Consider the following 21852-nt stretch of genomic DNA (forward strand, 5'->3'; position numbering starts at 1 on the left):
ATCAGTAATGATTAGGGAGTTCCTCTACAAATATTACATAGATCCCATCCGTTACGGCCAACCGTATACGCTCGTCGATACGCTGACCTACGCCCTGATTCTCATCGCAGCGGTTTACCTCGTCTACCGGGGGCTCCGGCGGTATAAGATCGCCATCGATGACGAACTCATACTCTCGACCCTGCCCTTCGTCGTCCTCGGCGGGCTCCTGCGGGTAGTCGAGGATACAGGGATGATCACGTCCGACTTCCATTTCCTCCTGATCACGCCCCTGATCTTCTTCCTGATCTTTGCGATTGCGGGAGTCGCCCTGTTTCTCGGTAAACTCGCGGAGAATGCGGGGCTCGTCTCCCGCTACAGCCGGGTCTACGGGGGAGCGGGCATCGTCGCCTCTCTTATCACCGCCGCGGTGCTCGTATGGTTCGGCCTCACCGAGGCAACGATTGCGCTCGACGTCCTTGTCACCATCCTTATCCTCGCACTCGCGTCGTCGCTTGCCCTCTGGGCGTTCCTGGTCTACGGTCTGAAATGGGATTACGCATCAAATATCCTCTATAAACTCCTCATTTTCGGCCACATGCTGGATGCGAGCGCCACAAGTTATGGCATCGACCTTCACCCCATTCACTACGTTGAACAGCATGTCGTGGGTTCGAATCTGATCGAGTTGACCGGCACCGCGTTCTCGATGTTCCTCCTCAAGATCGTGGTGCTTATCCCCGCCGTATACGTCCTTGAGATCTACCGACGGGAGGGCAACTCCGACCTCTGGTACCTCATCCTGCTTGCCATGATCGTTGTCGGCATGGCGCCGGGTATCCGGGATACGGTGCGGATGGTGCTCTATGTCTGAACACTGGCTTGCCTGGGCTGCAGGATTTGCAGCCGTCGTTTTTGCCGTCGCGGTCGCCTTCGGCGTCGTTGTCGTGACCCGCGACCCTGGCGTCGGAGAGGAGGTCACGACCCTCTTTGCCGAGCAGGTCGCCGGCGATCTCCGCTCCGATTCACCGGCGGTTCTTGCGGTAAAATTGTTCTTGAACAACCTGACGGCCTGTCTCCTCCTCTTTCTCGGAGGGGCTTCGCTCGGCATAATCACGGTGTTGATCCTCTCGGCCAACGGGTTTCTGATCGGTGCGGTGATGGAACTCGTGCGGCAGCAGCAGGGTCTCCCCTACATTGCCGCGGCGCTCATACCGCACGGCATCTTCGAGATCCCCGCCTTCCTCATTGCGGGGGGCCTCGGCCTCCTCCTCGGGCTGGAACTCACCGCCGAGTGGCAGGGCAACGGCGATGCCGCCGCCCGGGCAGCGCCGCTGGCCCGCCTCTTCCTCCGGATCGTCGTCCCGCTCCTCGCGGCTGCGGCGGTCGTGGAGGCATTTATTACGCCGGCAATCCTAAGTATGATCGTTTAGAGCAACCATACTTTTTGAGGTAGGAGACGGATGGAAGAAGATACAGGCGCACTTCCCCGGAAAGAAGACTTTTCCCAGTGGTACAATGAGGTCCTCTGGCGGGCCGAGATCATGGACGTTCGCTACCCGGTTAAGGGGCTCTACGTCTGGTATCCCCACGGGTTCGCCATCAGGAAACGTGTCTACGGGATACTCCGGGGCCTGATGGACCGCGACCATGCCGAGACGCTGTTCCCCCTCCTGATCCCCGAGACCGAGTTCATGAAGGAGGCCGCGCACATCAAGGGCTTCGAAGACGAGGTCTACTGGGTCACCCACGGCGGCAGGAACGAACTTGACGTACCGCTCGCCCTCCGGCCCACGAGCGAGACCGCCATCTACCCGATGTACTCCCTCTGGATCCGGTCCCACACCGATCTGCCTCTGAAACTCTACCAGATCGTCAATACCTTCCGCTACGAGACGAAGCATACCCGCCCGCTCATCCGTCTCCGGGAGATCACCTCGTTTAAAGAGGCGCATACCGTGCATGCGACGCGGGAGGAGGCGGCGGTGCAGGTCGAGACTGCGCTCGGCCTCTATCGGGAGTTCTACGACCGTCTCCGGGTCCCGGTGATCATATCCCGCCGCCCGGACTGGGACAAGTTCCCGGGCGCCGACTACACCATGGCGGTCGACACGGTCATGCCCGACGGGAAGATGCTCCAGATCGGAACGGCGCATATGCTCGGCGACCACTTCTCCCGCACCTACGATATTACCTTCGAGGACGCGAACGGGGAGCGGCGGTATGCCTACCAGACCTGCTACGGCATCTCCGAACGATCGATTGCGGCGACTATCAGCGTTCACGGCGACGACAGGGGGCTCGTCCTGCCGCCGGAAGTTGCGCCGATAGCAATCGTCATCGTGCCGATCATCGTCGGAAAGCGGCGCGAGGAGGTGCTCTCGGCGGCTGCAACGGTCGAGAAAGATCTCCGGAACGCTGGATTTACCGTGAAACTGGACGACCGGGATATGCGTCCGGGCGCGAAGTATTACCACTGGGAGATGCGCGGCGTCCCCCTGCGAGTTGAGATCGGACCGCGCGATATCGATGCTAACACGGTCGTCGCCGTCACGCGGCTCGGTCGGAAGATCACGCTTGACCGGCGCGGTGTCGTCGAAGGCGTCATCTCCGTCCTCGCCGAGTTCGGAGAAGAACTCTCGCAGACGGCGCGGCAGGCGATGGCCGACCGGATCGCCGTGACGGATACCCTTGAAGAGACCACCGAAGCGGTGAAGCGGGGGGTTGCGGTCGTTCACTGGTGCGGGTCGAAGGAGTGCGCAGAAAAGATTGAGGCGGCGACGGATGCAAGCATCCTCGGGTCCGACATTCGGTCGGACCTGATTACCGTCTCGGCCGGCCCGTGCATCGCCTGCGGCGGGAACGGCACGTCCACTCTGGTCGCCCGGACCTACTGATCAGCAGGACGGGCAGATATACGTTCTTTTGTGCTCGGGGGATGAGAGGTCTCCCGAGATCACCGCTTTTCCGCCTTGGAAGAATATTCTCCCGCATTTTGCGCATCTCTTCGGGAGCAGCCGCTCCCAGCGGCTCATCGAAACTTCCAGAGTGAACTGCATCTTCTCCGCGTCGGCGGTGTTGCACTGGGCGAGGTCCTCGTATCGGGAGAGGACCTGCATGACCTGGAGCGGGGCTGCTCCCTCGCTGCAGAACTGCTTGAAGACAAAGTATTGGAAGATCATCCACCCAAGATCGGAGCGCTCGAGGGTCTCCTCATACTCACTGCAGGTCCCGTCGTCTTCATCGAGGGAATACCCGCAGAGGGGACAGCGCCCACCCACCAGTTCGTCCAGGAAGACCTCTTCGTGGCAGCTGGGACAGGTGGTGTGGGGGGTATGCATTCTGGAAGTCATGGTTGTACTGGCCTCATACCTTCTCTTCTCCCGGGAAGCAGAGGGCGGGGCCGTTTTGCCTTCCGGGAGCATTCCACGCGCGTACGCGCGGTCTTTACGATTGCCTTGAGGTTTACTACGTATTGCGTTTGGTGTGCTCTTATACGTGTCGAATGAGGCGCCCGGATCTCTTCACCCGGGGGTGTTTGCGGTCCGTCTTCCCGGGACGGCGGAACCCCCGGCACCCGCCCGTCCCGTGCCGTTGCAAGCGTCCGGAAGCGGTTGCTCCCGCCGAGACGGGGCGCATGCGGACCGGCCGGCGTATGTTTATATGGGGTGACGAGGCACTTCGCTCGCATGGCTTCCCCTGCAGCATCCCTGGTCTACGTTATCGATGCGTCTGATCGCGATCACGCCGTCGGGTCGCTCTGGCGCGAGATCGGTCTTTCTCCCCTCGACGGGAAGACCGTTGCGGTCAAAGCGAACTTCAACAGCGACGATCCTTTTCCCGCGACCACTCACCCGGATACGCTGGAAGCGATCCTCGGACAGGTCCGTGATGCCGGTGCCCGGGTAGTGCGGCTCGGGGAGCGGAGCGGGATGGGAGAGACCCGGAAGGTACTGCAAAACCGGGGCGCTCTCGACGTCGCGGCACGGGCGGGAGCGGAGGTGGTGGCGCTCGACGACCTCCCCCTCGCGGGATGGGAGGCCGTCCCGCCCGACGGTCTCCATTGGGAGCGGGGATTCTTGATCGCCCGGATCTTCCGGGAGGCCGATGCGGTGGTCCAGACCTGCTGCCTGAAGACCCACCGGTTCGGCGGGCAGGTCTCCCTCTCCCTGAAGAATCCGGTAGGGGCCGTTGCGAAGAAGAACCCCGGAAACGGCTACAACTACATGGCGGAACTGCATTCGTCGCCGCACCAGCGCAGGATGATCGCCGAGATTAACCGTTTCTTCCCCTGCGACCTTGCCCTGCTGGATGCAACGGAGGGGTTCTCGACCGGGGGGCCCGAGAGGGGCGGTCTTGTGGCCCCGAACATCATGCTCGCGAGCACCGACCGGGTCGCCCTCGATGCTGCAGGGATTGCCCTGCTCCGGCGCTACGGTTCGACGCCGGAGGTGATGCGGGGCCGGATCTTTGAGATGGACCCGATCGCCCGGGCGGCGAAACTCGGGGTGGGGGTCGGGTCGGCCCAGGACCTCAGGCTCGTTGCGCTCGATTCCGAGAGCAAAGACCTGGTCTTCGATATGCGGCGGGTCCTGGACGAGGAGACCGCTTAGAAGAAGAGGTGGTCGATCAGGATCTCGAGGCCGATGGCGATCAGGATGACCCCCCCGAAGACCTCCACCTTCCTCCCGAACACCCGGCCAAGCGAACTCCCTATCAGCACCCCGGCGGCGGAGAGGGCGAAGGTGACGAGGCCGATTGTGACTGCGGGCATGAGGATCGAGGTGTCCAGCAGGGCAAAGGTGACGCCGACGACGAGGGCGTCGATGCTTGTCGCAACGGCGAGCAGGAGGAGCGTGATCACGCTCCCGGCGGCAAACTGCACGTTCTCGCCGTCTCCACGGACCGCCTCGCGGATCATCTTCCCGCCGATCAGAGCAAGCAGAATGAAAGCAATCCAGTGGTCGTAGGCCCCGATGAGCGAAGCAAGACTTATGCCGCCGAGCCACCCGAGCACCGGCATTCCGGCCTGGAACCCGCCGAAGAGCGCTCCGATGATGAGGGCCCACCGACCCCGGTCTTCCCGCACGGTGGCCCCTCCGCTGATCGAGACGGCGAATGCGTCCGCCCCGAGGCCAACTGCGATGAGGAGAGTTGTCGCGAACCCCATTTCTCCGGGTATCTATTGGCCGCGAGACCGGATAACGCTATGGCCCCGGCAAGGCTTCGCAACTTCGCGCAAAGAGTGCGCAAGCACGATCTCCGGCCGGAGGTTATCTCCCGTGCCGATTCTGCGGTTGGTGTGAACTACCCCATCCATAAGGGTGGGGCTTCCTGCGAGTGTACTGGAACTTCTGGAAGCTCCGGACCTGTTTGTCGCAGATTCCCGGCGAACTGCCGATAGCCCGTCCACAGGGCATGTTGTGATAGGAACCGCACCATGATGTTGACCGCACTGTTTTGGTCTCTATCGATGCGGTTCCCGCATTCACAGTCCATAACTCGTTTCCAAAGCGGCATATCGTGAACCGCTCCGCAGACACAGCAGGTCTTCGTCGTGGCCTGTTCATCGATTGTTATTACTTTCTTACCTGCAAGGGCTGCCTTGTAGGTTAAAAATCCGATGAACCTTGAGGAGGTGTCCCGCGTTCTGGGTGGAACGGTTGACACATGAGTAATCTCTCGTTCTTTGATATAAAAGAAGAGCCGGGCGGGGTGAAAGTGAAGAAGGGACGCCGCTTCACGGAAGATGCTCTGCATCTTCCTGACAGGCACAACCCTCTGGGTTGTGCCGTGTCATCCCCGGTTCTCTCGACCGGGGTCTTCACGCTCTGCCCCGAGAGCCCCGAAGAGATAAAACGCTGGAGTGTCCTATCGATACGGAGAGATGATACCATGAGCACGCAAACGATCGGCCTCATCCAGACGGCGGTGAGCGATGACCCCGACCGCAACCTTGCCCACACACTCGATATGGCGAGAGCGGCCATCGCGAGGGGGGCCCGGGTCCTCTGCCTGCCGGAGCTCTACCGGACCCCCTACTTCCCGCAGTATGAGGGGATGGACGCCTCCGCTTACGCCGAGACCGTCCCCGGCCCTTCAACCCGGGCATTCTCAGCGCTTGCCCGCGAACACGGCGTGGTGATCGTCGTGCCGCTTTATGAGCGGACTCCGTCCGGAGAATACTACAACGAAGCGGCGGTCATCGACGCCGACGGACGGGCCCTTCCTCCCTACCGGAAGGTGCACATCCCCTATGACCCCCTCTTCTACGAGAAGACCTACTTCCGGCCGGGGGACCGCTATCGGGTCTACAACACCCGGTACGGGCGGATTGCCGTGCTCATCTGCTACGACCAGTGGTTCCCGGAGCCTGCGAGAATCGTCGCGCTGCAGGGTGCCGATATCATCTTCTACCCGACCGCCATCGGCCGAATCGTCGGGGAGAAACCGCCGGAAGGCGACTGGCGCGAGGCGTGGGAGACGGTCCAGCGGGGCCACGCGATCGCAAACAGCGTCCACGTCGCCGCCGTCAACCGGGTGGGCGACGAGGGGAGTCTTCGGTTTTTCGGGAGTTCGTTCGTTGCCGACGCTTTCGGAAACATTCTTGCCCGGGCAGGCGGGATTGACGAGGAAGTCCTCGTCGTGGAGGTCGATTTCTCGGAGAACGAGATCGTCCGGGAAGGCTGGGGGTTCTTCCGGAACCGGCGGCCGGAGACCTACGGGGCGCTCACCCGGAGGCTCCCGCCGGGCAGGACCCCACGGGCTCTCGGCTACCGTATGCCTGCAGAGTGGGAACCGCACGATGCCGTCTGGCTCGCCTGGCCCCATGACCGGGAGACGTTCCCCGACCTTGCTGCAGTGGAGCATGCTTACGTCAGGATCATCGCGGCGCTCCGTGAGTCCGAAACCGTCAACCTGCTCATCACCGGCGAAGCGATGCGCTTTCGGGTCGAAGCGATGCTGAATGAGGAAGGCGTCGGTTCGGAAGGTGTCAGATTTCACGGCACCGATTACGCCGACGTCTGGTTCCGGGACTACGGGCCGACGTTTGTGGTCAACCGGCAGACCGGGAGCCTCGCGATGGTGAACTGGACGTTCAACGCCTGGGGAGAGAAATACCCGGAACTTCTGGGAGATACCCGGGTCCCGCTCTTCATGAACCACACCCTTCGTCTCCCTCTCTTCACGCCCGGGATCGTTCTTGAGGGCGGCTCGGTCGAGGTGAACGGGTGCGGCACAGTGATCACGACGGAGGCGTGCCTCTTAAACGCAAACCGGAACCCGCACCTCTCCCGGGGAGATATCGAGGCATACCTGGAGGCCTATCTCGGGGCCGGTCACGTTATCTGGCTGAAGCGAGGGATTGCCGGCGACGACACCGACGGCCACATCGACGATCTCGCCCGGTTCGTGAACCCGACAACGGTTCTCTGTGCCGTCGAAGAGAACCCGGACGACGAGAACTACGCCGCCCTGCAGGAGAACTACGCGATCCTCCAGGCCTCGACCGATCAGGACGGCACTCCCCTGACCGTCGTCCCGCTCCCGATGCCGGTGAGCGTCGGCGGCGAGGACCGGCTGCCGGCGAGTTATGCGAACTTCTACATAGGTAATACCGTCGTGCTGGTGCCGGTCTTCGAACACCCGAACGACGAGGTCGCCCTGGCGCGAATCCGACGGGTCTTCCCCGATCGGGAGGTCGTCGGCATCGACTGCACGGCGATGGTCGCGGGTTTCGGTGCGGTCCACTGCATCAGTCAGCAGCAGCCGTCCATCACCTGTCCCGGGGCAGAAGACGCGTCACGAGAGGTATGAGCACGTAGATTGCGGTGCTCCAGGTCATGCCGGCGATTGCGAGCAGTATCGCGATGGCGGAGATGACCGGAACCACCATCGCCCGCAGGTTTCCGCGCCGTACGTCGGTGCCGGGGTGGACAAGCCGGCTGCTTCCTGTGGCATACCGCCACTGGGCAGCAAAGAGCAGGCCGAGAACAAGAAGATTAACCTCGAAGACGATTGCTGCGAAGGTCGCGTCGGGGTAGTCGCCGATGAGGGAGACGGTGAACGGGACCAGCGTGACGAACATGAGCGTCGCGATATTGATCCAGAGAAAGGGGCGATCGATATACCGGAGCCGGTCTAACTGGGCGTGATGGGCTACCCAGAAGGACGCGAGGATGAAGAACGCGAGGAGGTAGTGGTAGAAGTTAGGAACCAGGCCGGCAAGCATCGCCACGACGGCAGCGTTGGAAGGGTCGTGGGCGCCTGCCGGGACATCGAGGCTGAGGACCAGGAGGGTCATGGCGAAGGCAAATATCCCGTCGGTGAGCGACTCCGTCCTATTCTTTGGAAAACCGGACGGCGCCCCGGCTTCCCGACCCTTGCTGTCTCTCCGTCCCATCTCTAACGATCCCTGTTGAGAGGAGCCGGCCAGATATAATGGTGTGCGTTGCCTTCGAGGCGGGACCTGGGAGCGGGACGACGCCGTCCGGACCCGTCAACGTTTTTTCTTCGTCCGCCGGTCCCGTATGGCCGAGAAGGGGAATTTCACCATATCCCGGAGGCCCCCGGCCGGGGAGAAGTTCTGCATATCCCGCCGGACCCCCGCGATGAGCTCGTCGACGACCTCCTGCTCCTTCGCCTCTCCCTCCTCCTGCACCGCCGTCAGGCGGTGGAGCGAATAGAGCCCGAGGATGAAGGCGAACAGGAAGAAAAACTCCCATTGCTGCAGGTCGAGGGTGACAAAGACGATCTCCTGCACCGGGTCTTTCCAGATCAGGGTCCAGATGAGCTCCCGCTCGGCAAAAAAATCCACGAAGAGCCCGCCGAGGACCGGGGCGACGCCGGCGGCGACCGAGTTTGCGAAGGTGCTTGCTGCAAGATAACTGGTCGCCTGGCCCTGTGGAGCCAGTTTCAGGCCGATGTTCCCTGAGGCAAGCGAGACCCCCGCAAGCGAGATCCCCATGAGGATGTGAATGAGGATGAGCAGCGGGTAGGTCAGGACGTAGACGCCGGGGAGGGTGACGAACATCCACGCGAAGATCGCGAGCATGAAGAGCGGGCCGCTCACGGAAAGGACCGATTTGTTGGAGAACCGGTCGGAGACCCGGCCCCACGACCGGTAGAAGATGATGTTCATGACCTGGCTGAGGACGCTGAGGGCGACGACGATCGAGATGTCGAGGCCGATGCTCTGCAGCATATATACCGTGAAGAACGGCGACGCGAGGTTGACGGCAAAGTTCCAGGAGCCGAGGAAGATGACCAGGTTTCTGAAGTTGAGGTCCGCAAACGGTTTTTTGATAGTGGCGAAGAGGCCGGCCTCCCCGCCTTCGACGACCATCCGGGGTTCGGGCGTGCGGGCGAGGAACACGATCCCGATGAGGCCGGCGATGAGACCGAAGAGGAAGAGGGCGGAGTAGCCGTAGGCTGCGAGATCCGGGAAGACGGCCTCCCACGAGTCGATGAAAAAACCGGCGACAAGGCTGACGACGAGTGCGATTACCGTGGAGAGGGTCAGTCGATGGGAGAAGAAGGCCCCGAGCCGGTCCTGCGGTATCAGGTCCCGCATCCAGGAGTTCCAGCCGCAGTGGGAGATCGCCGAGAACGACGCATAGAGGGCGATTGCGGCGATGAGCACGAACACCCCCTGCTGCGGCGAGAGGAAGAACGGTATCAGGATGATGGGGACCCAGCAGATGCGGGCGGCGAGCGACGCCGCCACGACCACCAGCCTCCGGTTGCGGATACGTTCGACGACGTAGATGGCCGGGATCTGCAGGAGTTCTGCGAGCGGCGGGATGGCGGCGAGCAGACCGACGACGGTGTTCGATGCGCCGAGCAGCAGGGCAAAGGCTACAAGGAAGATGCCGCCGGTCAGCGTCACCATCGCCTGGGTGGCAAGGCCGTCTCTTATAACGAGTTTTAAGCCGTGGCGGACTTCTTCGCCCGTCAGACTCTCTTTTACCTCAAAGACCATGCTCTACCCGGGTCTCTGCTTTCGATGCTCACGGAACCGCTCTCCTTAAACTGTGTCGGAATATCTCCGACAGACCCCGTGCCGGGAACTATTTCCCCGGGTTTATTGTATAAAAATTGAATTATATTAATCTGTTTGAATAATTACCGGCACCTCGCCGGAGTCTTCTGAACGGTGATCCGCAGAGACCGCCTCAGATCTCTCAACTCCCCGACGACCACGGCGTCCTGAAATCAGCGTAGAGGGTCAGCCCGCCGTCTACGTAGATTGTCTGTCCCGTGATGTAGGCGGCCTCGTCCGATGCGAGGAAAGCGAAGACCCCGGCGATCTCCTCGGGGTCTCCGGCGCGGCCCATCGGGATGTGCGCTTCCACCAGGGCCCTCTTCGCCGGGTCGTCCGCCCACTCCCGGTTTATCGGGGTGACGACCGCGCCCGGAGCGACCGTGTTGACCCGGATGCCCTGCCCGGCGTACTCGAGCGCGAGTATCCTCCCGAGGGCCCGTATCCCGGCTTTGCTCACCGCATAGGAGGCGTAGTACGGTTTCGGGACGGTCTCGTGAATAGACGTGTTGTTGAGGATCACGCCCCCGCCCCCGCGGTCGAGGAAGTGCCGCACCGCCTCCCGGGCGCAGAGGAACGCGCCCCGGAGGTTCACCGCGAGGACCCGGTCGTAGGCGCCCATGGTCGTCTCGTGGGTCGGGCTCTTGACCTGAATGCCAGCGTTGTTGACCAGGATATCGAGCCTTCCCCACGCCCCGAGGACCTCCGCAAAGATGCGTTTGACATCCTCTTCGCTGGCGACATCTCCCTGGACCAGCATCTCCCCGCACCCCTTTTCACGGATGATGCTGCAGGTCTTTTGGGCCTCCGCAAGCGTGATCTCTGCTTCCCTCGCACTTGAATGGTAGTTGATGGCGACGTTTGCGCCTTCGTCCGCGAACCGGATCGCCGTCGCCCGGCCGATGCCTGTTGAACCGCCGGTAATGAGGACGTTCTTTCCTTCCAGTCGTTTCATACCTCTGCCCACTCCTCTCTGGGTCCGGGCACCCTTGCCCGCCCCGGGCCCCCCTAGGTGCCGGAGGGTTATGAAGGTCTCCCCCGGATGCCGTGCCGACATGGGGTCGGCCCCGGCGGAACGAGGAAAGCCGGGAACAGCCTGTGTTTTCACGAACGACCGAAACCACGACCCTTTCCTGATGATTGAGGCGCTTGTGGAAGAAAATTTCCAGGTGGGGACCCTGCACCGCACGGGAGTTACCGCCACTCCTCGATCATCTTTCGGACGAGCGCCCGCCGGTCCGGCTTCCCGGCGGTGAGCGCCTGAAACTCCTCCTCGTAGAGGGGCTTTTCAACCGAATAGAACGTCCCGAGCGGTATCGGCGCATCCTGATTATAGTCCCACTCCCGGATCTTTTCAAGGGCACTCCCGGACCGACCGGTCTCGACATCGCCCTCCTGCAGTTCGTAAGCGTGAGCGTTGTAGTAGTCGGTCAGGTTGAAGTAGGTAGCGCAGATCTGGAGGACGTCGACGAACGAGAACCCCCGGTGCAGGATCGCTTCTTTAAAGAGGTCCTTGAGGTGCCGGACCTTCTTCGTGTAGCCCCGTGCAATGTGGGTCGCCCCGGCGGCAAGCATCACCTCGAGAGGGTTTATGGGGTGCTCCGTTATTCCGCCGGGTGTTGAACGGCCCTTAAAGCCAGTGGGCGACGTCGGAGTGTACTGCCCCGTCGTCAGCCCGTATACCCGGTTGTCATGGACGATGACCGTGATGTCGCTGTTCCGTTTGGCCGCGAAGATGAGGTGGTCGAGCCCTTCGGCGTAGATGTCGCCGTCCCCGACGTGGCATATGACCTTGAGTTCCGGGTTTGCGAGACGCATCCCGGTGGCCGCCGGGATCGATCGCCCGTGGATGCCGTAGAAACTGTTGACGTTCAGGTAGTCGACCAGTTTCCCGTGGCACCCGATGCCGCCGAGGAGGACGAAGTTCTCAAGCGGTATCCCCTCCTCCTCCGAAAGTTCGGCGATGGCCGACTTCATCATGTGCTGGATCGCGAAGTTGCCGCACCCGGGGCACCAGGTGTTCTCCGCCGGGGTGATCAGCCCTCCGGCCGCCTTTCCGGCAGGCCGCTCCGGGCTCACACGAAGACCTCCCCGAGTCGCGCCTCCAGTTCATCGACCTCAAACGGCCGCCCGTCGTACTTCAGGACCGGTTGGCCGGGGTCGAAACCCTGCTGCCGGAGAAGGCGGGCGAACTGTCCGGTGGCGTTGTCCTCAACACAGGCGACTCGACCTGTCCCGGTCATCGCCTCTTCCCATTGCCGGACAGGGAAAGGTGCGAGAACGAGCGGCTGGACGACCCGCGCTCCGAATCGCTCGGCGGCCTCGATACATGCCCACTTCTCCGATCCCCAGCAGACGACCGTCTTTTCGGCGTCGTGAGGGCCGTAGACCTGCACCGCAGGATAGGCTGCGAGTTCCGCCGAGAGGCTCTCGCCTTTTCGGAGCATCTTCTCCTGCAGCGCACGGACATCCTTTGACGCCTCCGTGGTGATTCCGGCCTCGTCGTGGGCGTAACTGTTCACCTTGACGGCGGCGCCTTTCCTCCCCGGGAAGGCGAGCGACGATACCCCGTCTTCTGTCCGCGCATACCGCCGATACTCTCCTGCACCGTCCCAGAGTTTCGGTTCCCGGTCCGGGAGCGGGGGGACGGCCCCGATGTCGAAGGAGTAGGCCCCTTCCGCGAGCGTCTTGTCGGTCAGGATGATCGCGGGAACCTGGTATTTCCAGGAGAGCGAGAGGGCGGTCGCCGACCAGGCGTAGGCCTCCCCGAGGTCTCCGGGGGCGACGACGAGCCGGGGGAACTCCCCCTGGCCTGCGTTCAGGACGAAGTGGAGGTCGCCCTGAGCGGTGTAGGTCGGCATCCCGGTGCTCGGGCCCGGCCGCTGCCCCACCACGATCGTTACGGGGACCTCGGCCATACCGGCGAGGGAGAGCCCTTCGGTCATCAGGCAGAAACCGCCGCCCGCGGTGCCGACCGCCGTCTTCTCACCGGCGTAGGCAAGCCCGAGGGCCATCAGGATGACGCCGATCTCGTTCTCCGGATGGAGAACCTTGATCGCGAGGTCTTCGGCATGCCTGGCGAGGAAATGGAGGAGGTTTGACGTCGGGGTCATCGGGTAGGCGACGTAGGACTCAAGCCCGCCGTGGACGAGCCCGAGCCCCGTCACCTCGTTTCCGGTCAGGATCGGGAGTGCCGGAGCATCGAGCGGTTCGACGGTGAAGACGTGGTCCACGGCGTCGTAGCCCCGGCCTGCGACACGGAGGTTTGCCTCCAGGTGCTTGGCGGGGACGCTTCCGCGAATGACGTCGTCGAGGACCTCCCGTCCGATGCCCGCCGCCCGCGCGAGCGCCCCGAGCATCGCGGAATTCCCGGTGATCGGGGGTGCTTTTTCTTCTTTGAGGACCCGGTCGAGCGGGAGGCCGTAGCCTTCTCCCTTCACCACCTGAGAAGCGTCGTAGATGACGGTCGTGCCGTCGTGAATGCGTTCGCGGTGGATTTCGATGCCGTTCTGGTCGAAGGCGAGGAGGACGTCGACCGGGGTGCGGGTGGCGCCGGTTGGCTTCTCCGAGGCCCGGATGATCGCATAGTTGTGCCCGCCCCGGATGAGCGAGGGGTAATCGAAATACATGTAGGTGCGGTAGCCAAGGCGGGAGAAAAGGGCGGCAATGGAGAGTCCCGCCGTGTTGATGCCTTCTCCGGCCTTTCCGCCGATCAGTACGGAGTATTCGCCCATGGTGATCAAAACGTGCCGTAGCCTGTCTGCGGGTAAATAGGTTGTGCCGGTGGCCCCGGAGGGCGAGTTCCGGACGGCTTTCAGACCGGGAGGCGCGGCGGCGTTGGTACCTCGAAGGGTGCGGGACGCTTCTGCCCCTTTGTGGTTGCGGCCTCAACCCCGGGCGGCCGGGTCGAGATGGTCGGGTCGTTGCCTCTTCGACCGTGCACCTGCGGCGTCAGGTTAGGACCGGGTAGCCGTGCTGCAGCAACTCCGTTTCAGGGTGCGACCCGATGAACCCCGCTCCCCGATGGTGAGAATGGCAGGGCCGGTCTCTCTGTACATGGCATATCGGACACACCGGAGGCACCCTTCGCCTTAAAAGTATCGTAAATGACGAAGAAAAGAAAAATTTCAGTTCCGGATGTTTATTCCTTTCCGGATTGTTTTTCCCACCCGCGACTGCCTCACGCATCCCCTCACGTGCGGCTGTGAGAGGAGGTGGGGAGTCTCTCCCCGCCCCCGTATAGTTCGGGGCTACGAGTCGAGGACCGCTTCGGCAGCGTCGCGGTAGGCGCGCATCACGTACGGGATACCGGAGACTGCTTCCGCCTCCTCGGTCAGGGCCATCAGGTCGTTCCGGGTGACCGTCTTGAGGTTGAAGTTCCGGGTGCCGGCCATGATCTGCTGGAGTCCGGTCCTGAACTTCTGGGTGTAGGTGTAGATCCCGACTGCTCCAAGCGGGATCTCGTCGATCCGGCCGGGATACTTCTCTTTAAGCTGCTCATAGCAGACGAAGATCTCTTCTTTCGTGCGGCCGTATTTCGAGACGGTCTTCGGGAGTTCGCCGGCTTCGAGCCACTTGCCGATATTCTTCCCGACCATGCCGGGGATCATGAGGGCACGGCCCATACAGACTGCCCTGACATAGGGGCTTCCCATGGCGAGCCCCTTGAAGACGTTTGCTTCGTCCGCAAACCCGCCGGCGATGGCGATGTCCGGGACCCGGATGCCTCGTGCCTTCAGCCGCTCGGCGAACTGGTAGGCGAGGGACTCGATGTAGAAGGTCGGGATGCCCCATTCGTTCATCATCGGCCAGGGGCTCATTCCCGTGCCGCCGGGCGCACCATCGATGGTGAGAAGGTCGATCTTCGCCTCGGCTCCGTATCGAAGCGCCATCGCGAGTTCGACGGCCGAGTAGGCGCCGGTCTTGAGGGTGACGCGTTTGAACCCGACGTCGCGGAGCCGGTCGACTTCTTCGAGGAAGCCCTCCCGGGTGACGAAGCCCAGGCGGGAGTGCCGCTCAAACTCTTTTATTGCGCCGCCGCGGAAGGCTGCCCGCACCTCGCGGTCTCCCGGGTCCGGGAGGACGATGTAGCCGCGATCCTTGAGCTGGTTCGCCCGACCCAGGTTATCGACTTTGATCTCGCCGCCGATGCACTTTGCACCCTGACCCCATTTCAGCTCGATCGTCTCCAGGTTGTGCTTTGACGAGACGTATTCTGCGGTCCCAAGGCGCGTGTCCTCCACGTTCAACTGCACCAGGAGTTCGCCGTACCTGTCGTGGAACCTCCGGTAGGTCTCGATCCGGCGATCCATCTCGGGCGACTTGCCGACCTTGCCGTTGTGGTCAAGCACCAATCCGGGGTCGACACCACAGACGTTCTCTCCGCAGACGAGCGTGATGCCCGATATGGCTGCTCCGATGGCGAAGTGTTCCCAGTTTGCCCGGGCACTCTCGGTCGACCCAAGCGCTCCGGTGAAGACGGGGACCTGCATCGGGACCTTGACATCCCATCCATACTCGGTGCCGGTGTCGACGGTGGGAAACACCGCGGTATCCGGCCCGGCCTCGACGCCTTCCGGCAGACCCTTTGCACCCCGTGCATAGCCCTGGATGTTCAGGTGCGAGTAATCGACCGGGTAATTTTTGTCCGCGCCGGCAGTGATCCCACCGTACGGGCCGGGATAGAGCACTTCTCTGCCCCGGAAGGAGGAGAGCCAGATCTCGCATGCCCCCTTGCACCCGTCGACGCACCGGCTGCAGATGCCGGACATAGGCACGACGTCCCGGGAACGATTACTTGTTCCGGTCGCGTCGTCAGCATTCGGTCTTCGTAGATTCATCATTGCACCCGTATGTAGATAGAAGGTTCTTTCCTGCACATTTAAATCTTACTTTTTACCGGGCCCGCCTATCCCGGTCTTTCCGCAATTGGATGCGATCCGCCGACATCTGATATTTATATCCGGTGTTCCGGGATATGCCGCGAGCATGGCGAAAGGGTGAAATATCTTGATGAGTATGGTGGATTATGAACTTCAGGTTGCTACCCGCTCTAATTGTGCTTCTGCTTGCGTTTTCGCTCAGCGCCGCCTGCACGAATCCCGGCGACGACGGCGGGCCGTCCCCTACGGAGACCCCGACGGTCACGGCAACGCCTGCACCCACGACGCCGGTCTCATTGACGCCCGGTCCAACGCAGACAATGCCGCCGGAAAGAGATGTTATTTTCCAGATTGAGCCAGGCTATCCCTCCCGGGTTACGCACGACCTCTCCATTGCGTTCCGGGGAGGCAAAGGCCAGGACTTTGTAAAGAGCATCGATGTGCGCGTGACCCGGTCGACCGGGGAGGTCGTTACCGATACCCTGCAGCCGCGTATCGGCGACGACCTTATCATTAACAATGCAAAAGGGGAGAATCGGGTGGAGATTACCGTCTCTCTCATCACGGGCGGCTCCTATAAGGTTAAAGACGAGATTGTAGAAGTCCCGTGACCTCCATAACTCTTTTTGGGACGGTTCGGAGAGCGGTCATCCGGGCGAGACCTTCCGATCTATCGCTTCCCCACACCCCATCGTATCAGGAGGCCGTCGTCGAACCGCGTTGCCTCGATGATGCGTAACCGCGTGAAATCCTCTTCCCGGAGAAAACCAGTGCCGTCTGCCGGCGTGGGGGCATCCTTCCCGCCGATGACGATATTGCCGACGAATGTCTGGAGTTCGTCGACGAGCCCCTGCGCAAAGAGCCCCCAGATCAGGGTTCCGCCCCCCTCGACCATCAGGCGCCGGACACCCTGCCGGTACAGATCGTCAAGCAGGACTGCGAGATCGACGGTCGCATCCCCGGCGACGATGACGGCGGCGTGTTTTCTGAGTGCTTCTACCTTTTCGAGGGGCGCCTTGCGCGAGACGGCGACGATACGCTTTCCGGTCCCTTTATGGAGGATGTCGGCAGAGGGGGGAGTCTTGCCCAGGCTATCCACCACGACACGGACGGGGTGCTCATCCTTTCCTGCCGATCTCCGTTCGGCCCGGAGTTCCGGTGACTTGACGGTGAGCGAGGGATTATCGGCAAGCACGGTGCCGATGCCGACCATAATCGCATCGCTCTCCGCCTTGATCCGGTCGACCCGTGAGAAATCTTCCTTTCCCGAGATTCTCACCTGTCGCCGCTCTCGTGTTGAAATTTTCCCATCAGCGCTCATGGCGACGTTGATGAAGACAAAAGGACGCATGATTTAGAGTTACACGACGATCACCATATGTTTTCCCTAAAATAACGCTATGAGGTTTCTCGCGGTCTCAACACCTCCCTCTTCCGGCCCTCGGGAAATATTTGGCACTCGCCCCCATCCATCGAAGAATTTTACGTCGTTTTATGAAATATTATCTATTTGTTTTCGTATGATTTCGAATGTTTTATATATAGATTCATGAATAACTTGTGTGTCCCATATGTCTTTAAACCGGTATCTCTTGAGCCGCTTTCAGGAAGACCTCTTTACCGGGACGGATATCGTCAAAATGATTGTGATCCTGTCATTTTCGACGGTATCACTCATGCTGACGGCGGTCACGCCGGAACACACCCACGCTTACCTCCTCTGCCCCCTGACCTATTGTATCCCGATAGCCCTTGTCGCTCTCTGGTTCCCCCGACAGGGATTTCCCGTGACTGCCTTTCTAATTTTTGGGTTTTTAGTTATTCGGATATGCCTTTCGATCCTCGGTTTTACCGTAGACCTGTTAACGACCGGACTGCACACAATCTTCTTCATCTGGGTTTTCGGTGTCACAACACTCTTTTCGCGAAGTTATTATCTCACCGTTTCCCGGTGCAGACGGATCGCCAAAGATACCGGCAGTGCAAAGTTTCTCTGCGACCCGGAGACCCTCCGGCTGCTCTGCGTCAACAGCCGATGTGCGGACCTTCTCGGCTACACCCCATCGGAACTCATTGGCCTCCCGGTCGAGAGACTCTGGGCGGATGAAGATGCGAAAATTCAGTTTATCGAGGAGATGAAACGGGATGGCGGCATCGGGAATGCGGAGACGACTTTTCGTGCGCGAAACGGCAGTCTCCGCCCGGTCCTCCTCTCCTGTCGGTCTCTTGTTCCCGAGAACCTCTTCGAGTGCACGGTTGTGGATATCGGCAGGCTCCAGGGGGAGTATACCGACCCCGTCCGGTCGAACAGGACCCTGACGGAACTCATCCGGCAGTCAAACGATATCTTCTTCGTGCAGGATGCCGCAGGCCGTATCCTCCACTTCTCCTGGCTGCGTGCTCCCGATTACGGGATCTCTCCCGATGATCTCATCGGACGCGGTGCGGATGCCCTCCTGCCTGAGGACCTTGCCCGTCAGCACATGGAGCGGGTCCGTAAAGCGGTTGATGAACAGAAGAATGCCCGCTACAATCTCGACCTCGAACTGGCGGGGGTTCGCCATACCTTCTCCGTTACAATCGCTCCGTATACGGGGGTGGAGGGCGTCCCCATCGGTGTCGTAGGATCGGCGCACGACGCCACCGAGATGCGGCGGCAAAGGCTTGCCTGCAGGCAGATGACCTGGGAGGTCGACCAGTGGAAAGGGCTCGCCACCACGCTCTCCCACGAACTGCGCACGCCATTGCAGCCGCTCATCGGCTATCTTCAGATGATAGTCGAAGATCCCGGACACTACGGTCTCACGAAGGAGGTGGAGAAGTACCTCGCGAACTGTCTTGTGTGCTCGAGGCAGGAGCAGGCGGTGGTCGAGAAGGTGGTCGAGTTGAGTCTGCTTACGATGGATCACATCGAGTTCTTCGCTCAGGAAGTACCCCTCCGTCGGCTCGCCGATACCATCGTTTCCCGGGGCGGGTATGATCCAGACGCTCAAATCTCCAACGAAATCCCGGATAGCGCCAGCATCTGGGGAGATCGTGATAAACTATCTCTGGCGCTGGAGTGTCTGGTATCAAATGCGGTTAAGTATAATGAACCACCAAAGAACGTATGGATCCGTTATGCAGAATCAAATAACAACCATTATATCATGGTGTGTGATAATGGCATCGGTATCCCTGCGGATGTTATCGAATCAATCTTTGGGCCGTTTTCTACCGGTAATGCCGGAAAACTGCACCGCAAAAGCGGTAAAATTGGCTTGGGGCTCATGATTGCACGTAAGTATGTCCGGTTGCATGGAGGAGAAATAACGGTGACGAGTGTGGTGGGCGAGGGGAGCACCTTCACCATCAGAATACCAAAGGAGGTATGAATCGTGGGAAATAAGATTATGGTTGTCGACGATGACCTGCCGACGCTGGAGGTCATGGAACTGCTGCTCCGGAGGATCAATCGTGAACCGCTCCTGGTTCACAACGGGTGGGATGCCTTGCGGATGCTCAAGAAAGAGAAACCCGCGCTCATTATCCTCGATGTGATGATGTCCCCCATCGATGGATGGCAATTCCTGGAGGAACTGAAGCGGAATGAGGGGTTCAGGGACATCCCGGTCCTGCTCTTTACCGCAAAGCATGTCTGGCCCGAGGAATATTCCCGATACGCGGATGATATCGTCGGCGTCCTGGAGAAGCCCATCTCACTTGCCGAGTTGAAATCAGCACTGGAGCGGGTCCTCCCCCGCGACGCCTCCTCTCACACTGACGACGAGCGTCGCCATACCCCGCAGATCCGGAGCGGGTAGTTTTTTTCGGGGGCACCTCGCCGGTTCTCCTCCCCGGTCGTCTGCCCTACACCGAAAGGCATTTTATTGGCCGGGGGCGTATTGACCGGCAGTGACATTCTCATGATCGTTACAGATCTCCCCGGCTGTCCTTCCCTCAAGGAATATCAGCGGATCGTGGGCGCAGAACAATTTTCGGCGATTGAGGATCTTGTCGACCGTCTTTCCGGTGTCAGGCTGCAGGAGATCAACTCGACCCGTTACGGCGGGGGCGTCGCGGAGATCCTGATGTCGTATGTTCCTTTCCTGAACGCGCTTGGTCTTGAGACCGTATGGAGCGTCATGGAGGCCGAACCGGCGTTCTTCGATGTCACGAAGACGCTCCATAACTTCCTCCAGGGCCGGGACGGGTTCGCCCCGTCGATGATTGAGACCTACTGGGAGGCCCAGCGGCAGAACGAAGCGCTGATCGAGGACGACAGCGATGTTGTGACGGTCCACGACCCCCAGCCGCTCGGTCTCGTTGAATTCCTGACGGCCCGGGAACTCGAGCGGAAGAGACTGCTCTGGCGGTGCCACGTCCATCTGGAGACGGTGCCCACCGCGACCGCAGGCAGCATCGGCAATATCATGAGGCGACTGGTCGAAAAATACCATGCAAGTATATTTTCAAGTTTCCAGTACCTCCCCCTCTGGAACGTGCCGAGTTTTATCATCCCGCCGTTCATCGACCCTCTCTCCGAGAAGAACCGCGACCTCCCCGAGGCTGAGATCGACGCCACCCTCGCGAAGTACGGCATTGACCCGGCAAAGCCGATTGTCACCCAGGTCTCCCGCTACGATGTCTTCAAGGACCCGGTCGGCGTCATACAGGCGTTCAAGCGAATTCGCCGAAAGACTCCCTGCCAGCTTGTCCTCGTCGGCGGGCGGGCGTGCGACGACCCGGAGTGCTACCTCGTTCTGCGTGAGGTCCGCGAGACGGCCGAGGACGATCCCGACATTCATATCCTCGACCTCCCGCCGGACAGTCATCGCGAGATCAACGCACTCCAGCGGGCATCGGACGTGATCATCCAGAAGTCCATAAAAGAGGGGTTCGGGCTGACGGTGACCGAGGCGCTCTGGAAGGGGAAACCCGTCGTCGCCGGGAACGTCGGCGGGATACCGCTCCAGATCCGCGACGGCTGGAACGGTTACCTGGTCTCGACGGTCCAGGAGACCGCCGACCGGATCCTTTACCTTCTCCGGCACCAGGAGTTGGCCGGGGAGATGGGAGCACGGGGGAGAGAGTTTGTGCGGGAGTATTACCTCCTCCCCCGGGGCGTGCAGGACCACCTCGCCGTCATCGACCAGGTGAAGAACGGCAGGATCACCGCCCGCGACAGCGTCATCTGCTACCACCCGCAGGTGGTGACGACCCGGATGGCTACCTGCTCCCCCGCCGGTACTGATGGCTCTTCCCGGTCCTCGGCCGATCCATCTTGAGGATGGGTGGGTCGGTGCGATTCATGTGAGGAGAAACGTTCGGCGGCGCTCCTTCGTTCACTCCGGCAAGGGGCGGCCGGGTCACCTCACTCGATGGGAATCTCCTTTCCTCCGGGTTCGGACTGCCCTCTCATCTTTCGTAAGCGCACCTCCAGAACGCCGTTCTTAAACCCGGTCCCGGCACCCTCTTCGGTTACGCTTGCCGGCAGGCGTATCAGCCGGCTCAGGATGCCGTTCCCGCGTTCCAGGATAGAGTAGCCGCCTCCCGATTCCTCTTCGGACGGTCCGGCGCGTCTTGCTGTTATCCGCAGAGTCTGCGGGTTGAGCAGGTTGACCCTGATCGCGTTCTCCTCCGCTCCGGGCAGTTCCGCAACCACGATCACCTCGTCGTCGTGGTCGAGGATATCGACCCGGAAGTCCGCTGACAGACCGCGAAAATCGCGGCCGCTCCACCGGGAAACCGGTGGACTGTCGATGTCCCGCCGTTTGGAGCCGAACGGATTGTCTTCTCTCCGTGACATGGTCCTTGCCTCATCAAGTCTGGTGGAGATCGGATGGCTGGTTGCCATCCTTGGGTTCTCCCTTGATCATGCATACTTAACCCTTCGCACCCGGGAGACGCCGCACTCAGGATCGCCCGCCCGCCCTTTAACCGCCCGTTCTGTAATGTAGACCTTGCGAC

20 protein-coding genes are annotated in these 21852 nt (G+C 61.2%); 9 read left to right on the top strand and 11 right to left on the bottom strand.

The window, feature by feature from the left end; translation table 11 throughout:
• Positions 1-7: 7 nt before the first annotated feature.
• Genes BRA42_RS04860 through proS form a run of 3 tightly spaced genes read left to right on the top strand, consistent with a single transcriptional unit; the run spans position 8 to position 2876 of the window.
• The gene (locus BRA42_RS04860) at positions 8-853 is read left to right on the top strand and encodes a DUF63 family protein (RefSeq protein ID WP_292408918.1); all 846 of its coding nucleotides are present in this window, start codon (positions 8-10) and stop codon (positions 851-853) included.
• Positions 846-1412, top strand: a complete 567-nt coding sequence (locus BRA42_RS04865; RefSeq protein WP_292408917.1) for a stage II sporulation protein M — start codon at positions 846-848, stop codon at positions 1410-1412. Before BRA42_RS04860 ends, BRA42_RS04865 begins: the two co-directional genes overlap by 8 nt.
• Positions 1413-1442: 30 nt before the next feature.
• Entirely contained in the window at positions 1443-2876 is a 1434-nt protein-coding gene (gene proS / locus BRA42_RS04870; protein WP_342770352.1) for a proline--tRNA ligase, read from the top strand.
• Here the strand turns inward: proS and BRA42_RS04875 are convergent, their stop codons facing one another.
• Complete coding sequence (locus BRA42_RS04875) at positions 2877-3332, bottom strand: hypothetical protein (RefSeq protein WP_292408914.1); 456 nt, start codon at positions 3330-3332, stop codon at positions 2877-2879.
• Positions 3333-3668: 336 nt separating this feature from the next.
• On the opposite strand from BRA42_RS04875, the gene BRA42_RS04880 reads away from it, so the two are divergent.
• Positions 3669-4592, top strand: a complete 924-nt coding sequence (locus BRA42_RS04880) for a DUF362 domain-containing protein (RefSeq protein WP_292408912.1) — start codon at positions 3669-3671, stop codon at positions 4590-4592.
• Here the strand turns inward: BRA42_RS04880 and BRA42_RS04885 are convergent.
• A complete protein-coding gene (locus BRA42_RS04885) occupies positions 4589-5149 on the bottom strand; it encodes a manganese efflux pump MntP family protein (protein WP_292408910.1) in 561 nt (186 codons plus the stop codon). The genes BRA42_RS04880 and BRA42_RS04885 overlap by 4 nt on opposite strands.
• Before the next feature lie 137 nt (positions 5150-5286).
• Positions 5287-5739 carry a transposase gene (locus tag BRA42_RS14495; RefSeq protein ID WP_342771283.1) on the bottom strand — a complete coding sequence of 151 codons (453 nt, stop codon included), beginning with the start codon at positions 5737-5739 and terminating at the stop codon, positions 5287-5289.
• A gap of 135 nt (positions 5740-5874) precedes the next feature.
• Here BRA42_RS14495 and BRA42_RS04890 point away from each other — a divergent pair, with 135 nt between their 5' ends.
• On the top strand, positions 5875-7797 hold the full coding sequence (locus BRA42_RS04890) for an agmatine deiminase family protein (protein WP_342770353.1): 1923 nt from the start codon (positions 5875-5877) through the stop codon (positions 7795-7797).
• On the opposite strand, the gene BRA42_RS04895 is transcribed toward BRA42_RS04890, so the two are convergent.
• From BRA42_RS04895 to BRA42_RS04920, 6 genes are all read right to left on the bottom strand, one after another.
• Entirely contained in the window at positions 7757-8383 is a 627-nt protein-coding gene (locus tag BRA42_RS04895) for a TMEM175 family protein (protein ID WP_292408906.1), read from the bottom strand. The two genes, BRA42_RS04890 and BRA42_RS04895, sit on opposite strands and share 41 nt — an antisense overlap.
• A 96-nt stretch (positions 8384-8479) precedes the next feature.
• Positions 8480-9961: an MFS transporter gene (locus tag BRA42_RS04900; protein WP_292408904.1), complete on the bottom strand. Its 1482-nt coding sequence runs from the start codon at positions 9959-9961 to the stop codon at positions 8480-8482.
• Between the two features lie 202 nt (positions 9962-10163).
• Entirely contained in the window at positions 10164-10976 is an 813-nt protein-coding gene (locus BRA42_RS04905; protein WP_292408902.1) for an SDR family oxidoreductase, read from the bottom strand.
• A 239-nt stretch (positions 10977-11215) separates the two neighbouring features.
• Positions 11216-12100 (bottom strand): thiamine pyrophosphate-dependent enzyme, encoded by an 885-nt coding sequence (locus tag BRA42_RS04910; protein ID WP_342771282.1) that lies wholly within the window; start codon positions 12098-12100, stop codon positions 11216-11218.
• Positions 12097-13755 (bottom strand): 2-oxoacid:acceptor oxidoreductase subunit alpha, encoded by a 1659-nt coding sequence (locus BRA42_RS04915; RefSeq protein WP_342770357.1) that lies wholly within the window; start codon positions 13753-13755, stop codon positions 12097-12099. Before BRA42_RS04915 ends, BRA42_RS04910 begins: the two co-directional genes overlap by 4 nt.
• A 516-nt stretch (positions 13756-14271) precedes the next feature.
• Positions 14272-15861, bottom strand: a complete 1590-nt coding sequence (locus tag BRA42_RS04920) for an FMN-binding glutamate synthase family protein (RefSeq protein WP_342686183.1) — start codon at positions 15859-15861, stop codon at positions 14272-14274.
• A 188-nt stretch (positions 15862-16049) separates the two neighbouring features.
• Here BRA42_RS04920 and BRA42_RS04925 point away from each other — a divergent pair, with 188 nt between their 5' ends.
• Positions 16050-16514 (top strand): hypothetical protein, encoded by a 465-nt coding sequence (locus BRA42_RS04925; RefSeq protein WP_292408896.1) that lies wholly within the window; start codon positions 16050-16052, stop codon positions 16512-16514.
• A 59-nt stretch (positions 16515-16573) separates the two neighbouring features.
• On the opposite strand, the gene BRA42_RS04930 is transcribed toward BRA42_RS04925, so the two are convergent.
• Complete coding sequence (locus BRA42_RS04930) at positions 16574-17254, bottom strand: 2,5-diamino-6-(ribosylamino)-4(3H)-pyrimidinone 5'-phosphate reductase (protein ID WP_292408895.1); 681 nt, start codon at positions 17252-17254, stop codon at positions 16574-16576.
• A 220-nt stretch (positions 17255-17474) separates the two neighbouring features.
• Here BRA42_RS04930 and BRA42_RS04935 point away from each other — a divergent pair, with 220 nt between their 5' ends.
• From BRA42_RS04935 to BRA42_RS04945, 3 genes are all read left to right on the top strand, one after another.
• On the top strand, positions 17475-19277 hold the full coding sequence (locus BRA42_RS04935; RefSeq protein WP_342686182.1) for a PAS domain-containing sensor histidine kinase: 1803 nt from the start codon (positions 17475-17477) through the stop codon (positions 19275-19277).
• Positions 19278-19280: 3 nt separating this feature from the next.
• On the top strand, positions 19281-19706 hold the full coding sequence (locus BRA42_RS04940) for a response regulator (RefSeq protein WP_292408890.1): 426 nt from the start codon (positions 19281-19283) through the stop codon (positions 19704-19706).
• A 102-nt stretch (positions 19707-19808) separates the two neighbouring features.
• Positions 19809-21170: a glycosyltransferase gene (locus BRA42_RS04945; protein ID WP_292408888.1), complete on the top strand. Its 1362-nt coding sequence runs from the start codon at positions 19809-19811 to the stop codon at positions 21168-21170.
• A gap of 86 nt (positions 21171-21256) precedes the next feature.
• Here BRA42_RS04945 and BRA42_RS04950 read toward each other — a convergent pair whose 3' ends face one another.
• Entirely contained in the window at positions 21257-21739 is a 483-nt protein-coding gene (locus BRA42_RS04950; protein ID WP_342772097.1) for an Hsp20/alpha crystallin family protein, read from the bottom strand.
• Between the last annotated feature and the right edge of the window lie 113 nt (positions 21740-21852).

It is taken from the genome of Methanoculleus sp. UBA374 (assembly GCA_002508705.1).
GTDB lineage: Archaea > Halobacteriota > Methanomicrobia > Methanomicrobiales > Methanoculleaceae > Methanoculleus > Methanoculleus palmolei.

Bases quoted from the DNA above. Each gene is read 5' to 3' on its own strand.
- BRA42_RS04915 (WP_342770357.1), bottom strand. From the start codon at position 13,755: ATGGGCGAATACTCCGTACTGATCGGCGGAAAGGCCGGAGAAGGCATC.
- proS (WP_342770352.1), top strand. From the start codon at position 1,443: ATGGAAGAAGATACAGGCGCACTTCCCCGGAAAGAAGACTTTTCCCAG.
- BRA42_RS04865 (WP_292408917.1), top strand. From the start codon at position 846: ATGTCTGAACACTGGCTTGCCTGGGCTGCAGGATTTGCAGCCGTCGTT.
- BRA42_RS04860 (WP_292408918.1), top strand. From the start codon at position 8: ATGATTAGGGAGTTCCTCTACAAATATTACATAGATCCCATCCGTTAC.
- BRA42_RS04875 (WP_292408914.1), bottom strand. From the start codon at position 3,332: ATGACTTCCAGAATGCATACCCCCCACACCACCTGTCCCAGCTGCCAC.
- BRA42_RS14495 (WP_342771283.1), bottom strand. From the start codon at position 5,739: ATGCAGAGCATCTTCCGTGAAGCGGCGTCCCTTCTTCACTTTCACCCC.
- BRA42_RS04945 (WP_292408888.1), top strand. From the start codon at position 19,809: ATGATCGTTACAGATCTCCCCGGCTGTCCTTCCCTCAAGGAATATCAG.
- BRA42_RS04935 (WP_342686182.1), top strand. From the start codon at position 17,475: ATGTCTTTAAACCGGTATCTCTTGAGCCGCTTTCAGGAAGACCTCTTT.
- BRA42_RS04930 (WP_292408895.1), bottom strand. From the start codon at position 17,254: ATGCGTCCTTTTGTCTTCATCAACGTCGCCATGAGCGCTGATGGGAAA.
- BRA42_RS04895 (WP_292408906.1), bottom strand. From the start codon at position 8,383: ATGGGACGGAGAGACAGCAAGGGTCGGGAAGCCGGGGCGCCGTCCGGT.
- BRA42_RS04950 (WP_342772097.1), bottom strand. From the start codon at position 21,739: ATGGCAACCAGCCATCCGATCTCCACCAGACTTGATGAGGCAAGGACC.
- BRA42_RS04890 (WP_342770353.1), top strand. From the start codon at position 5,875: ATGAGCACGCAAACGATCGGCCTCATCCAGACGGCGGTGAGCGATGAC.
- BRA42_RS04905 (WP_292408902.1), bottom strand. From the start codon at position 10,976: ATGAAACGACTGGAAGGAAAGAACGTCCTCATTACCGGCGGTTCAACA.
- BRA42_RS04880 (WP_292408912.1), top strand. From the start codon at position 3,669: ATGGCTTCCCCTGCAGCATCCCTGGTCTACGTTATCGATGCGTCTGAT.
- BRA42_RS04900 (WP_292408904.1), bottom strand. From the start codon at position 9,961: ATGGTCTTTGAGGTAAAAGAGAGTCTGACGGGCGAAGAAGTCCGCCAC.
- BRA42_RS04885 (WP_292408910.1), bottom strand. From the start codon at position 5,149: ATGGGGTTCGCGACAACTCTCCTCATCGCAGTTGGCCTCGGGGCGGAC.
- BRA42_RS04925 (WP_292408896.1), top strand. From the start codon at position 16,050: ATGAACTTCAGGTTGCTACCCGCTCTAATTGTGCTTCTGCTTGCGTTT.
- BRA42_RS04920 (WP_342686183.1), bottom strand. From the start codon at position 15,861: ATGAATCTACGAAGACCGAATGCTGACGACGCGACCGGAACAAGTAAT.